Here is a 14,290-nt window from a genome sequence, read left to right as displayed (position 1 = left end):
AGGGTTGATTTATTCGATGACCAGATCGCCCAGATAGGGGAAGTTCATCACGTTGAGCACAGGCTCGATGTTGACACCGCTGCGTGCGGCCCAGGCCAGATCCTGCCAGTGCAGAGGCACAAAGGCGGCCTCGTCAAACAGGATCTTTTCGACCATCTGCAGCTGCTCGGCGCGGGCATCGCCCTTGGTCTCGGTCAGTGACGCGAGGGTCAGGCTGTCGACCTTTTCGTTCGAGTAGTTGCCCGAGTTGTATTGGCCACGTCCGGTTGCTTCGTCCGGTGTCATGGTCAGGAACTCGTTGAAGTTGGCGCTGTCCTCGGTATCTGAGTGCCAGCCGATCATCATGATGTCCGCGGCACGCTCATCAAACTTGGGCCAGTATTGCGCCTTGGGCATGGTTGTCAGATCGATTTTGATGCCGATCTTGGCCAACATCGCGGCCGACGCTTCACAGATTTTGAAGTCGTTTACGTAACGGTTGTTGGGGCACATCATCGTGGCCTCAAACCCATCCGCATATCCGGCTTCTTCCATCAGCGCCTGTGCCTTGGCCAGGTCATAGCGTGGCGCCAGATCAGGATTGTGACCGATGTACCCCTTTGGCGATTGTTGCGCCGCGGGTGTCCCAAAGCCCTTCATGATCTTTTGCACGATGCCTTCGTTGTTGATGGCATGCACCATCGCCTGACGCACCTTCATGTTGGCCAGTGCTTCGTGGCGTGACTGGTTGAGCTGCAGCGTGATGATCCGCGTGCCGGTCATGGTTACCAACTGCGTGTTGGGGTCTGCATCGATGCGCTCCAGATCCGTGGGCGGAACAGGTGCGATGAAATCGACGTCACCGGCCAGCAGGGCGGCCACGCGTGTCGGCGCTTCCTTGATCGGCGTCAGGATTGCGGTCTGAACGTTGCCAGGGCTGTCAGTGTCCCAGTAGTTCGCGTTACGCGAAAAGACGACTTTCACGCCTTGCTCACGCTCGGTGATGGTGAAAGGGCCGGTGCCCGACACGGTTTTCGATGCAAAGCTGTCACCGTGCTTGACGATCTCGGCGCCGCCCTCTTCGTAAAACTTGCTGTCCATCGGGAACACGTATGTTGCCGTGTGCAGCACCAGCGGGCTGGGCCCGTCTGTCTTGATTTCTACGGTCAGATCATCAATCGCTGTGGCCGAGGCCCAGCTTGCGAAAATGCCTTTGAAATCAGGCGATTCCTTGAGGCGGTTGATTGTCCAGACGACATCTGCCGCGGTCATCGGATTGCCCGAATGGAAGGTCACACCCTCGCGCAGCGAAAATCGCATGGTGGTGTCGTCAACACGCTCCCAGTTGGCAGCCAGACGGCCGTCAAAGCCGAGATCCTTGTTCCAGCGTACCAGCGGATCGAAGATCATGTGGCTCAGCTGTAGCGTGCCGCCGGAGAGTTGTTCATGCGGGTCCAGAGAAACCGGGTCCGCGTCATAGGCGAAATTGAGTGTCTGAGCCGGCGCCATGCTGGCCGCACCCAGAAAAATGGCTGTTGCAGCCGTTAAGGTACGAAGTGTTTTCATTGAAGTCTCCCTGATTTGCGGGGATGGATCAAACGCCGGTTGCATTTGTCCCCGATTATGTCGGCAAGGTTGTCGCGATTCTGGGGAGGTGTAAAGGTATCTTGTCGCCACGTTATCGTGTGGTCACAAGCGTGGAACCCCCGGCGAAACGCGCCCCATTGTTTGCTTTTGGTATTTTTCTACCAATATCAATAATAATGGGATACAAATAGCGGTCAACCGCAAAAGCTACCGCTCAGAGTGCGAGATGTGTTGACCGGATGCGCGACTGAACAGGGGGTCAGGCGACAATGAAAATAGAAGACATCATCCGCAACGGCGATGTGCCTTTTACCAAGCTGGAACAAAGGGTTGCAACCTATCTGGTGAGTCGCCCGGAGGCGCTTGCGCTGGAAACGAGTGCCGAGATTGCGCAGAAGCTGGAGGTCAGCCCGATGACGGTCAGCCGGTTTTTCAAGAAGCTGGGATATGAGCGCGCGGCCGAGTTACGTACCAAGGCGCGGCAGGAAATGTCGGGGCCAAGATCGGCGAGAATCGGGGATCGCTACCAGAGTTTCGTGCGGTCGCAGGCCACGCAGGGCGCTGGCAAAGAGCGCGAGATGGCCGAAGCGGGCATCAGTGCAGCGTTGCACTTGCGTGCCTCCCCCAAGTGGCAGGCTGGTGTGAATTGTTTGGCGCAGTCGGATTTCGTGGCGATTGTGGGCTTCCAGCTCTACCAATATCTGGCGACCGGGCTGGCAATGCGGCTAAATTACGTCCGGCCCGGCGTGAAGGTCGTCTCCGGCTTGGATGGCGTTTACACCGAGGTCTTCACTCAGGAAGCGGATCGCAAATGCCTCTTGATCATTGATATGTTCCGGTATGCCTCGCACGGGCCGGCGCTGGCGGAACATGCCAAGGACAACGGCTACGAAGTGATCCTGATGTGCGATGAGTTTTGCGATTGGGGCAGTCAGTTCGCTGATCACGTTTTTACCTTCCCCAACGAGGGCCAGTTTTTCCTGCCGATGCCGGTTGGGCTGCACTTCGGGCTGAACCTGCTCTACCAGGATGTCGTCTGTGCACTGGGGGACGGGGCGACCGATCAGGTTGAAAAAATGTCGCAATACCAGGAAGTATTCGGCGCGTTTCTCTGACGAAATGTAGCTTTGTCGCACTTTTTTTGTCGGGTTTTTCTGGCCTCAATGCAAAAATTGTGGCAGCAGACGATATCTGAAACCAGCGAAGTGCCGCTTTATGACCGAACGCCTGTTGCATCGTCTGGCCTGGGTGGCCGTGATTTGTTGCGTGGCGCCTATTGTGGCGGCGGCGCTGGCAGCCTTCACCGGTGACCTGCAAACCTGGCGCGACGTGCTGTCATCGGTGCTTCCACGTTATGCACGTACAACGCTGGCGCTGGTGATTATCGTGGGCGTCTCAACCGCGGTGATTGGCAGCGTAACGGCGTGGCTGGTGACAGTCTATCGCTTCCCCGGATCGAAATGGCTGGAGGTGGCGTTGGCCCTGCCGTTGGCCTTTCCGGCCTATGTGCTGGCCTATGCTTACACGCATTTGCTGGATCATCCGGGTGCGGTCCAGACCCTTTTGCGTGACGTGACAGGATGGGGGCCACGCGACTATTGGTTCCCGGAAATCCGCAGTCTGGGCGGCGCGGCGATGATGCTGACCGTGGTGCTTTACCCCTATGTCTACCTTCTGGCGCGGGCGTCGTTCCGGCAGCAATCCTCAAATGCGTTTCTGGTGGCGCGCACGCTTGGCCGCTCGCCGGTAAAAGCCTTCTACCGCGTGGCCCTGCCGATGGCACGCCCGGCGATTGCGGGCGGTGCGCTTCTGGCGGTGATGGAGACGATTGCGGATTATGGCACGGTGGCGTTTTTCAACGTCCAGACCTTTGCGACCGGCATTTATCAGGCGTGGTTCAGTTTGGGGGATCGTGCTGCGGCGGCGCAATTGTCGCTCTGCCTCCTGAGCTTTGCGCTCCTGTTGGCCGGGCTTGAGCGCGCCCAACGCGGCAAGGCCCGGACCGCCGGGCGGGGCGCGCGGTTTGAACAGATGGAAAAGCCACGCCTGACCGGTGGTGCAGGCTGGCTTGCGGCACTGATTTGTCTTTTGCCGGTGATGCTGGGCTTCCTTATTCCGGCGGTGATGCTGAGCGTGATGGCATATGGATCCGGGCAAAGCCTTCTGGCGCCGCGGTATACGGCTTTGATGTTCAATTCGATCACGCTGGCGGGCGTGGCATCGATTCTCACGGTCATTGGTGCCATCCTGATCGGGTTTCGCGCCCGCACCCGCCCGGGACGCACATCCAAAGGCCTCGTGATCGGGGCCGGGTTGGGATATGCGGTGCCCGGCGGGGTGATTGCCGTGGGCTTGATGGTGCCGCTGGCCGCGCTCGACAACCTGATTGATGGCGTGATGGAAGCGCAATTCGGCATCTCGACCGGATTGCTGATCACCGGGTCGATCTGGTTGATGGTGCTGGCCTATATGGGACGCTTTATGGCGGCAGCACTCAATGCCTATGACAGCGGCATGGCGACGGTGCCCGGCCATTTCGATGCGATCGCACGATCACTGGGACAGAGCGCGCCCAAGATGCTGTGGCGCGTGCATCTGCCCGTGTCGCGGACCAGCGTTTTGACGGCCCTGCTGATCGTGTTTGTCGACGTGATGAAGGAGCTGCCCGCGACGCTGATCCTGCACCCGTTCAACTTCCAGACCCTCGCAGTACAAGCGCACCGTCTGGCCGCCGACGAACGCTTGCACGAGGCGGCGGTCCCGTCGCTCGTGCTGATGTTTTTCGGCCTGATCCCTGTCATGATCCTGTGCCGGTCCATTGGCCGGGAAGGCTGGGGGTTTCGTGCCGCCCGCATCGGGACGGCAGTGAAAGCCGGCTAGAGCGCGGTGTCCGTTTTGCGGACAAAGCAGCCATTCTATGCGCCACACTGAAACGCTGCACGGGCCAAAATTGTTGTTGACCTTCCGCCAACTGGAGGTCGTAGAAAAGCATTGGAGACGTCGGATCAGGTACAGGAGACGAAAGAGATGAATTCAGTTTTCAGGCTTTGCACAGTGCTCAGGCTTTGCACGGTGCTTTTGTGGGCCGGAACCGCCGCCATGGCGCATTCGGACAAAGAAAGCACGACGCCAGCGGATGGTGCGCAGCTGGCAGAAACCCCGCCCATGATCCACATGGTTTTTGACGATCCGATGCGTTTGACGCTGGTTCGGTTGCTGAATGAAGACGGAGCTGAAATGTCCATGAACCGGGAAACGAGCTTGGAGCCGGCCATGGAATTTCACGCAGAACCGGAACCGCTGCCCGTCGGGACGTACCGTGTTGAATGGCGCGGCCTCGCCGCGGATGGGCATGCCATGCAAGGCAGCTTCTCATTTGTGGTTGCCGACTGAGTTCCGATGCTCGACGCAGTTTCCGCCGCAGACACGATCACCTGGGTGTCTATCCTGGCAAAAGCGCTCGCCTATTCCACAACACTTTTGGCGGCAGGGAGCGTCTTGGCGTGCGTCGCACTTGTGTCGCTGAGTGCGCGTGGGCGCACATCCTTGTGCAGATGGGCTGCGTGGTCGGCAGTGGCGGCGGGCCTTTTCAGCGTTGTTCGCTTGCCGGTCCGGGCGAGTTTCCTCATGGGCGGCACCTTGGACGGGGCGTTCGATCCGGTGATCCTGAATATGATTGTTGAGAGCCCATTGGGCACAAGTGCCGCAATACGGCTGGCTGGCCTAATACTCATTCTTGGAATTCTTCACCCGTCACGAATGGGACAAAGGGTGGCGATCATCGGCGCTGTTTTGGCGTCTGCGTCTTTTGCGTTTCGGGGCCACAGCCTTGATGAGCCAAGGCGGTTACTCGCGACGCTGGTTACGCTCCATATCTTGGGCCTGGCCTTCTGGATCGGTGGCTTTGCGCCTTTGGCACGCGCTGCAAAACAGGAATCGCCCCAAAAGGCGGGCGCTTTGGCGCACGAGTTTGGCACCAAGGCGATGTGGATCGTGGCCGCGGTGATGTGTACCGGCGCCGTGACGCTTGCGGCGTTTGGTGCCTTGACGCCCAAGGTGCTTGAGACACCCTATGGTCAAATCTTTCTGGTCAAACTTGCGGTGTTTTGTTGTGTCCTGTCTCTCGCCGCGTTCCACAAGTTTTCAACTACGCCAGCATTGTTGGCCGCGCATCCAAAAGCCGCGCAACGTTTTCAAAGGACCATCATCTGCGAGGCAGGATTTGTTTTTGCGGTGCTCTTCGTCACGGCAATGCTCACGTCACTCGCCGCGCCCCCAAAGGTAATTCCGTAGATGGCGATTTGCGATAAGATAACCTGCAACAGCGACACAGAAGCAGTCGGAGAGTTTTCATGGATCGTTTGAACAGGCGTCAATTCAATCTGGGCCTTTTGGGGTCTGCCTCTGCGCTTTCTTTGCCCTGTGCGGCCCGGTCTGACGAAGCGCAAACACTTACTGCTCGCGCAGGTTTGGCGCAGATCGCCCCGGATGATTATCAGAAAACAGCCGTTTGGTCGTTCAACGACAGCGTCCCTGGCCCAACCATCCGCGTGCGGCAGGGGGAGCGCCTCAACCGGCGGTTCATTAACGGCTTGCCGCAGGCCTCTACCATTCATTGGCACGGGATACGCATCGAAAATGCCATGGATGGTGTCGCCGGGATGACCCAGGATGCGGTCGCACCTGGTAATGCATTTCATTACGATTTCACGGTTCCGGACGCGGGGACGTATTGGTACCACCCTCACAACCGAACATGGGAACAGATGGCGCGTGGTCTTTCCGGCGCTTTGATCGTGGACGAACCAGATGGTGCGCCGGATGTCGATCGCGACGAAGTGTTGTTGTTGGATGACTGGCGGCTGAGCGATGACGCGCAGATTGCCGAAGACTTTGGCAACATGCATGACTGGTCGCATGCGGGGCGGATCGGGAACTGGATCACCGTCAACGGTACCGGTGCGTGGAGCCTAGACGTGGGGCGTTTCACACGGATGCGGCTGCGACTGGTCAACACCGCAAATGCCAGGATATTCGCTGTGGAGCCGCGGGGTCTGACGGGCTGGGTGATGGCGCTTGATGGGATGCCGCTTGATGCGCCGCAGCGATTGGAACGTCTCACGCTCGCCCCGGCGCAGCGCGTTGACCTGATTGTCGACGTGGTTGCCGAAGAAGGGACAGAGGCGTTTTTGTTGAGCCTTGAGCGCGACGGCGGCTATGCGCTGGCGACCTTCAATATTCGCGAGACGTCCCGGTCGCAGGTCCTTGGGGATCCGGTGGCCTTGCCGCCTAACGCGGTTGCGCCGCTCGGGGCGCTCTCCACGGCACGCAAGGTCAGCCTTCAGATGGACGGCGGTGCGATGGGCCGCATGGGCGGTGCGATGCTGGACGGGCAGATGACCGACGCACGCGAGCTGGTCGCCAGCGGAAAAGCCTGGGCGTTCAACGGGATGGCGGACATGAACGACACGCCACTTCTTGAAGCATCGCAAGGCGAAACAATCCGCATCGCAATGACAAACGATACCGCGTGGCCGCACGCGATGCACCTTCATGGACATCATTTCCGTCCTGTTTTGCCGGACGGCAGCACAGGGCCGCTTCGTGATACGGTGCTGGTCGACCGCGGTGAAACCACGGAAATCGCCTTTGTCGCCGATAATCCGGGCGATTGGCTGCTGCATTGTCACATGCTCGAACATTCTGCCAGCGGCATGATGACGTGGCTGCGGGTGACTTGAAGGTTTTGCGGGCTGTGTTCGGCAGACGATGCGGCCATATGCGACGGGCTGCCGCATGGGTTTGGGGTGCCTGCGTTCTAGGTCTTGGCATGTAGCAAGAAACCCCGAGGGAGAAACAACATGTTCAAAGGTTTGAAAACGGCATCCGCGCTTATCATCGGAGGCATGATTGGTCTCCCGGCGCTGATGTTGGCGCTGGTCTGACCACCCTGTCACAACACAGCTGATGATACGAAAAAAGCCCCGGCGCTGAGACGCGTACGGGGCTTTTCTGTGCTGGTTTTCCCGACCCGCCGGGGAGAGGCGGGCCGGGCATATCGCTAGGTCTGCAAATAGGATTCCAGACTGTCGTCCAGCGCGTCTTTCCACGGTGTGTGGTGCGGAGGGGCCTGTTTTCCGGTCATCGGCGACGTGTAGCCGTGGTTGCGGAATTCCATGATGCCCTTTTTCTTGTGCTTCTTCCACTCGTAGAACGCCTGATTGGCGGCTTCCACGTCGAAGCTTGGGTAGTCCGTTTCGTCGATCAGTTCCTGCACATAGGCACCCTGATAGGCGATGCAAGCGTAATCATCCTCCAGCGCATCCTCCGCAGCTTCGCGGGCCTTGGGATCGGCTTCCATCGTTGCCTGGTCGGGCAGGGCAATCTTGCCCATGATCTGGTCGCGCACCCACCACGCCTGCGCGTCGAACATGTTGAACGTGTACCATTGGTCCTGCATGCCCAGGTAAAACATCTGCGGGTTCTTGTTCCACACAACACCCTTGTAGAGGTCCGCAGCGGCCAGCCGGTTCGCAGTCTTGAGGCGCAGATCATCGGGCAGGAAGTTGAAGTGGTGCTTGTATCCAGTGCACAGGACAATCGCATCGATATCCTTGCTGGTCCCGTCCTTGAAATGGGCGGTTTTGCCTTCGACCTTGACCAGCGCGGGAACTTCCTGCCAGTTGTCCGGCCAGGCATATCCCATAGGCGCGGTTCTGTGCGCCACGGTGATCGATTTGCACCCGTATTTCCAGCATTGCGATCCGATGTCCTCGGCCGAGTAGGAGGTGCCGAGGATCAGGATGTCCTTGTCGGTGAACTCGCGCGCATCGCGGAAATCATGGGCGTGCAGGATGCGACCATTAAAGGCGTCAAAGCCCGGGTAGAAGGGCACGTTCGGCGTTGAGAAGTGGCCCGACGCGACGATCACATGGTCATAAGTCTCATCGGTTTCGGTGTCGGATTTGCTGTCACGGGCGCGGACGTGGAATTTCTGGCTGTCGTCGTCAAAGCGGACGTCGCGCACCACGTTGTTGAAGCGGATCCAGTCGCGCACCCCGGCCTTTTCGACCCGACCTTTGATGTAGTCAAAGAGAACCGCGCGGGGTGGATAGCTGGCGATTTCCTTGCCGAAATGTTCGTCAAACGTGTAGTCGGCGAATTCCAAGCCTTCCTTGGGGCCGTTGGACCACAGGTAGCGATACATTGATCCGTGGCAGGGTTCACCATCATCGCCAACGCCAGTGCGCCAGGTGTAGTTCCACAAACCGCCCCAGTCGGACTGCTTTTCGTAGCAAACGACCTCTGGGATATCTTCGCCGTTTTTCGCGGCGGACTGGAACGCCCGGAGTTGAGCAAGACCAGAAGGCCCGGCCCCAATGATTGCAACACGTTTCTTGGCCATTTGTCGTCGTCTCCCTGGATTGGTATGAACCAAAATTGAAATTTGGTTCTTTTGGTTCCTTTTAGTTAGCCAATTACTGTACCAATATGTCAACAATAATCGCTCAAACCGCGACAACGGATGTTGCTCGAAAAAGAAACGGTGTAGAATTAATCATGGATTCTTCGAGCTTTGCACAAAGACTGGCGGTTTCCGGCGCCATGCCCCGTTTGTCGGTGGGTATGGCGAAATCGGTCGATATAGGCTTTCTGGCGCCACTCAGCGGACAGGTCGAATCATGGGGTCTTCCCGGGCTGCATGGGTGTCGGATCTGGGAAAACTGGTTGAACGAAGCGGGTGGTTTGCTGATCGATGGGCGCCGTTATCCGATCCGAATTCACGCATATGATTGTGGTGATGATCCCGAGGCTGCGCGGGAAGGTGCAATGCATCTGGTGCGAGAACATGATGTAAAGCTGATGATGATGTTAGGCGGCGACAGTTTTGCAGCCGTTGCAGATTTCCTCGGTCAAAAGCGGATATTGACCTCAACGCTTCTGCCCAGTGACCTGTCTCCGGACACGCCTTATCTGATCGCGCCGAGCGAAGTGCACCCGATTTACGTTGTGACTGGCGTGGATTGGTTGGCGCGCGCGCGACCGGAATTGAAAAACGTGGCAATGTGCGCACAGCGTGACGGGATGGGGTTGCCGTCACTGGCGACGTATCGCGCGGCTTTCAAGGCGGCTGGAATCAACGTTTTGAAAGAAGTCCAATATCCCGCCGAAGGTGGTGATGTTGCCGAAATCGTCCAGCCAATGTTGGCACAAAACCCAGATATTCTGTGCTGGTGCACGAGCTACACGCCCATGGTGCATGCCATGACCGAATATGCGTATGAGCAGGGATTTCAGGGTCAAATTCTCTCGTGCACGCTGGATCACTATGATCGGTTGGTCGATAGAACCAGTCGCGATTTTATGGAAGGCGTGGTCTTCCAGTTTCCGGATTTTGATGACCCTGAGCTCCGCGAAAAGGCGTTTTTCTTTAATCAGCCGAATGCGTTTTACGAGGAATACAACACCCAGTTTCCCGGTAGCTGGAGTGCGGTCAGCTGGGAGTATGCCGCTATCCTGGACATCTGGCACGCCGCCGTAGAGAAGGCCGGATCGGTCAATCCGACCTCTGTTCTGGCGGCCATGAAACAGTTGGGCCATGTGACCCATGCGTTTGGCTCTGCGTCATGGTGGGGCAGGGAAATATTTGGGATAAACAATGCGTTAGTTGGGGATTGGCCTGTTGTCAGTATACAAGACGGCAAGGCGTGTATCGTTGAATTCGGATCTATTCCCGCGTGGCTTGCCGACCATACCGATTTGTTGAAAGCGGAAATGCTGGACCTAGGGCAAATGTGGGAACAGCGGCTGGAGCGGACGCCCCAATCTACGGTGCTCAAAGCGCGCTCGCTCGAAAAATAACGCGCGGGTTCAGATTTCCTGCAAAAGAAGTTGCTGTTCTTCGACAAGATGGAGTTTGATGAACTCAACCGCTGAAGCGATATCGCGCGAAGCAATCGCGTTGAAAAGTGTATTGTAGCGTTTCTGATAGTCCTGGATCCGTTTAGGCGTCAGATTACGGCGCCGCAATTTGGTCCGGAAGCTCTGGCGATAGGTGTCCATCGACAGTTTGTAACACGAGGCCAGCAGCGGGTTGCCGGTGCCTGTGGCAATCTGCATGTAGAGCTTTTCTTCGAGCTCAATAAAAGTGTCGACATCGGTCTGGATGGTTTCGATTTCAGACAGGGTCTCACTCAATTCCGTGATCATGCGCGGTGTCATGTTGACCACGGCCAGACGCACCATTTCCGGCTCAAGAATGCCCCGCACCACAAGGTGATCCAGCGGGCTGGTTTCATCGGCGACGGAATCGGCAGGGGCCGCATGTGCAGCGCTTGACCGGTAGGTGACAAAACTGCCGGAGCCGGCCCGCCTGCGGATCACTTTTTGACTTTCCAGAACGTCGAGCGCTTCACGCACGGTGTTCCGGGCCACGCCCAAACCAGATGCCAGCGTGCGCTCCGAGGGGAGGCGGGTATCCAATGGATATTCTTCGGATTTGATCCGAGCAAAGAGTGTATCGACAACAATTTGGACAGTCGCACCGATGGGCTGCGCCGTCACAAAGGAAGTTTGGGCCTCGTCGATCTTTTTGTTCATCCGTGTCTTGCCCGGGGGCGTGCCACCGGGCGTCCTATTCCAACGAACCTGCCCTGTGTCAGCCGATGGTCAATAAGAGCTGCACCTCAGATGCCGCCAAATTTCACACAAACCTGACCGGTACGGACAGAATTGAACCAGTTTAGCACAGAATTTTGGCAACTGGTACTTTCTTGTTGCCAAAACTATGGTTCAGCCGGCCTGTACCGTGCCCATGAAACGCGCCCATAGCGCCCAATGGTCTACTCGCCCAGAGCAATTCCCTCGCGTCTGGGGTCCGCGCCGCCCTGTAGGCCAGTGCCAATAGAAATGGCGTGCAGGCCAGATGTGAGCGGCCGCGCATTGGTTTCAAACCCCAGTGCCTGCAGCGGTGCCGAGAAATCTGCAGCACTGGTGTTTTCTTCGACGTCATAGGTGCCAAACCGGTTCACCAGGTGCGGCAATGCGATGGCTTGTTGCACGTCCAAACCCCAATCCAGATGGGCAATGATGGTTTTTGCGACATAGCCGATGATCCGGCTGCCGCCGGGGCTGCCGACAACCAAGACCGGTGCGCCGTCCTGCAACACAATTGTGGGAGCCATTGAGGACCGCGGGCGTTTTCCAGGTTCCACCCGGTTTGCAATGGGGACGCCGTCGCGGTGGCTGCTGAACGAAAAATCAGTCAGTTCGTTGTTCAGTAGAAACCCGCGCACCATCAGACGCGAGCCAAAGGCGTTTTCAATCGTTGTCGTCATCGAAAGCGCGTTGCCGTAGCCATCGACGATGGAAATGTGCGAAGTCGAGGGCATTTCGATTGCGTCATCGTCGGCCCAGATCAGCGAGTGATCATATTCCGGTGCGCCGGGCGCGACCTCGGACAGGGCGGTCTCTCCGGCCAAAAGCAGCGCGCGCTGCGCCAGATAATCCGGATCGATCAGGCCTTGAGTGGGCACAGGGACAAAATCACTATCGGCCATGTAGCGACCGCGGTCCGCAAACGCCAGCCGGCTGGCATCGCCAATCAGGCGCCAGGCATGTGGGTCTTGTGGCCCGATTGCTGACATGTCTGAGGCTTCAACCAGACCCAAAATCTGTCCGACAGTCAGCGCACCTGAAGACGGCGGGCCCATCCCGCAAACATCCCAGACGCGGTAACGCGCGCAGACCGGCGCACGTTCTTTGACGGTGTAAATCGCCAGATCCACTGCGCCCAACACCCCGGGATTGCCGGTGGTGCCCTGTACCGTTTCGACGATATCTTGCGCGATTTCACCTGCGTAAAACGCGTCCGACCCATTCTCTGCAAGCTGCTCCAAAGTGTCGGCATATGCCGGGTTCTTCAGCAGATCGCCTGCCACGATGGGTGCGTCGTTGGGCAAGAAATAGGCCGCCGTTTCAGCGTGGCTTGCAAGCCGTTCCGCATCACCGGCAACCAATCCGGCCAGGCGCGGACTGACCAAAAAGCCATCACGGGCGAGGGTTATGGCATCGTCAAAGAGGGTGGCCCATTCTGAACGGCCCCACTTTTTATGCGCCGCTTGCAACAAGGCGGGTGTGCCGGGCGTTCCGACAGACCGGCCGCCGATCAACGCATCAAAGAATCCAAGCGGTTGTCCGGTGTCGTCCTGAAAGAGCCGCGGCGTGGCGGCCAGTGGTGCGGTTTCACGGCCATCAAGCGTGGTCAGTTCCTGCGTTTCGCCGTCATACCAGACCAAAAAAGCGCCACCGCCCAGGCCGGAGCTTTGTGGCTCCACGAGGCCCAGAACGGTTTGCACGGCGATCATCGCATCCGCGGCCGTTCCACCGGCGCGCAATACCTTGGCGCCAGCCTCGACCGCCAGCGGATTGGCCGCCGCGACCATCCAGTTTTCTGCGTCAACCGGCAAGCCGGACAGTTTGGCGGTCTCGGCCGCCCGCGCGGCGGGAGAGGTGGCAATCAACCCGGCGCCTGCGGCTTCCGGTGCCACGCCATCTGCAGCTTGCTGCGCGCCTGTGGTCTGCGCCGTCAACGTCAGGGCAATTGCGGTGATCCAACCAAATTTCATAGGACGTCTCCCTTCTGTCAGTGTTGCGTTGTCGAGCGCTTTACCCAAGTCGTGATCAGGGCAGGCGGGTGCACGTATCTGAACCGGACAATCCGGCCTACAGCATCGCGGGCACAACCTGATCCGGTGGGCGGTGCCCGTCATCAAATGTCTTGATATTCAACAGTACTTTTTCGCCCATTTCCAAACGGCCTTCGACCGTTGCAGAGCCCATATGCGGCAGTAAAACAACGTTATCGAGGGCCTTCAGACGTGGGTTTGTGTCGGCCCCATGTTCATAGACGTCAAGCCCGGCACCGGCAATTTCACCCGCCCGCAAAGCACGCGTCAGGGCATTTTCATCAATCACTTCACCGCGCGACGTATTCACGATCACCGCATCCGGTTTCATCAGTTTCAGGCGCCGCGCATTGATCAAATGGAAGGTCGACGGCGTGTGCGGGCAATTGAGGCTCAACACATCCATCCGGGCCACCATCTGGTCCAGACTTTCCCAGTAGGTTGCGCCGAGACCTTCTTCGATCTCGGATCTCAGCCGTCTGCGATTGTGGTAGTGGATTTGCATTCCAAAGGCCGTTGCCCGCCGCGCGACGGCCTGTCCGATGCGGCCCATGCCCAGAATGCCCAACCGCCGTCCGGCGATCCGCCCGCCCAAAAGCGCCGTGGGGGACCAGCCGTCCCATCCGCCTTTCTGGATCACGTTCAACCCTTCAGGTATCCGCCGGGTGACGGCCAGCATCAATGCCAATGTCATATCCGCCGTGTCGTCGGCGGACACGCCGGGCGTGTTCGAGACCAATATGCCATGTTGGCGGGCGGTCTGAACGTCGATATGGTCGATGCCCGAGCCATAATTTGCGATCAGTTTGAGCCGATCCCCGGCCTGCGCAATCAGCCCGGCATCGATCTGGTCGCTCAAGGTTGGCACCAAAACATCTGCTGATTTTACCGCCTGTGTCAGTTCCGCGCGGCTCATGGCCTCATCGGTTTGCCGCAGGGTCACATCGAATAACTCACCCATGCGGTTTTCTACAGATTCAGGCAAGCGTCGCGTTACGACAACACTCAGGCGTGCAGATGGCATTCAGCCTCTCCTT

Annotated in this window: 11 protein-coding genes; 6 read left to right on the top strand and 5 right to left on the bottom strand. The window is 58.3% G+C overall.

Going from position 1 to position 14,290, the window contains the following annotated elements:
• Window positions 1-9 precede the first annotated feature (9 nt).
• Window positions 10-1,545 (bottom strand): ABC transporter substrate-binding protein, encoded by a 1,536-nt coding sequence (locus tag ACZ1HJ_RS19275; protein ID WP_472720239.1) that lies wholly within the window; start codon window positions 1,543-1,545, stop codon window positions 10-12.
• A gap of 290 nt (window positions 1,546-1,835) precedes the next feature.
• Between ACZ1HJ_RS19275 and ACZ1HJ_RS19270 the strand changes: the two genes are divergently transcribed.
• The 5 genes from ACZ1HJ_RS19270 (at window position 1,836) to ACZ1HJ_RS19250 (ending at window position 7,307) form a co-directional block, all read left to right on the top strand.
• Window positions 1,836-2,681, top strand: a complete 846-nt coding sequence (locus ACZ1HJ_RS19270; RefSeq protein WP_472720238.1) for a MurR/RpiR family transcriptional regulator — start codon at window positions 1,836-1,838, stop codon at window positions 2,679-2,681.
• Between the two features lie 100 nt (window positions 2,682-2,781).
• Window positions 2,782-4,446, top strand: coding sequence for an ABC transporter permease (locus ACZ1HJ_RS19265; RefSeq protein ID WP_472720237.1), 1,665 nt, complete (start codon window positions 2,782-2,784; stop codon window positions 4,444-4,446).
• A gap of 147 nt (window positions 4,447-4,593) precedes the next feature.
• Entirely contained in the window at window positions 4,594-4,959 is a 366-nt protein-coding gene (locus tag ACZ1HJ_RS19260) for a copper resistance CopC family protein (RefSeq protein ID WP_472720236.1), read from the top strand.
• 6 nt (window positions 4,960-4,965) lie between these two features.
• Window positions 4,966-5,859 carry a copper resistance D family protein gene (locus tag ACZ1HJ_RS19255; RefSeq protein WP_472720235.1) on the top strand — a complete coding sequence of 298 codons (894 nt, stop codon included), beginning with the start codon at window positions 4,966-4,968 and terminating at the stop codon, window positions 5,857-5,859.
• A 59-nt stretch (window positions 5,860-5,918) separates the two neighbouring features.
• Window positions 5,919-7,307: a multicopper oxidase family protein gene (locus ACZ1HJ_RS19250; protein WP_472720234.1), complete on the top strand. Its 1,389-nt coding sequence runs from the start codon at window positions 5,919-5,921 to the stop codon at window positions 7,305-7,307.
• A gap of 320 nt (window positions 7,308-7,627) precedes the next feature.
• Here the strand turns inward: ACZ1HJ_RS19250 and ACZ1HJ_RS19245 are convergent, their stop codons facing one another.
• Window positions 7,628-8,971 (bottom strand): NAD(P)-binding domain-containing protein, encoded by a 1,344-nt coding sequence (locus tag ACZ1HJ_RS19245; protein ID WP_472720233.1) that lies wholly within the window; start codon window positions 8,969-8,971, stop codon window positions 7,628-7,630.
• A 155-nt stretch (window positions 8,972-9,126) separates the two neighbouring features.
• Between ACZ1HJ_RS19245 and ACZ1HJ_RS19240 the strand changes: the two genes are divergently transcribed.
• Window positions 9,127-10,428 (top strand): ABC transporter substrate-binding protein, encoded by a 1,302-nt coding sequence (locus ACZ1HJ_RS19240; protein ID WP_472720232.1) that lies wholly within the window; start codon window positions 9,127-9,129, stop codon window positions 10,426-10,428.
• Window positions 10,429-10,437: 9 nt separating this feature from the next.
• On the opposite strand, the gene ACZ1HJ_RS19235 is transcribed toward ACZ1HJ_RS19240, so the two are convergent.
• The 3 genes from ACZ1HJ_RS19235 to ACZ1HJ_RS19225 form a co-directional block, all read right to left on the bottom strand.
• Window positions 10,438-11,166: a FadR/GntR family transcriptional regulator gene (locus ACZ1HJ_RS19235; RefSeq protein WP_472720231.1), complete on the bottom strand. Its 729-nt coding sequence runs from the start codon at window positions 11,164-11,166 to the stop codon at window positions 10,438-10,440.
• Between the two features lie 242 nt (window positions 11,167-11,408).
• Entirely contained in the window at window positions 11,409-13,193 is a 1,785-nt protein-coding gene (gene ggt / locus ACZ1HJ_RS19230; protein WP_472720230.1) for a gamma-glutamyltransferase, read from the bottom strand.
• Window positions 13,194-13,290: 97 nt separating this feature from the next.
• Window positions 13,291-14,277, bottom strand: coding sequence for a 2-hydroxyacid dehydrogenase (locus ACZ1HJ_RS19225; protein ID WP_472720229.1), 987 nt, complete (start codon window positions 14,275-14,277; stop codon window positions 13,291-13,293).
• Window positions 14,278-14,290 lie beyond the last annotated feature (13 nt).

Source organism: Roseovarius sp. JB2-10 (assembly GCF_055693585.1).
The sequence above is the reverse complement of the archived record's forward strand: the minus strand, read 5'-3'. Positions and strand labels throughout refer to the sequence as shown.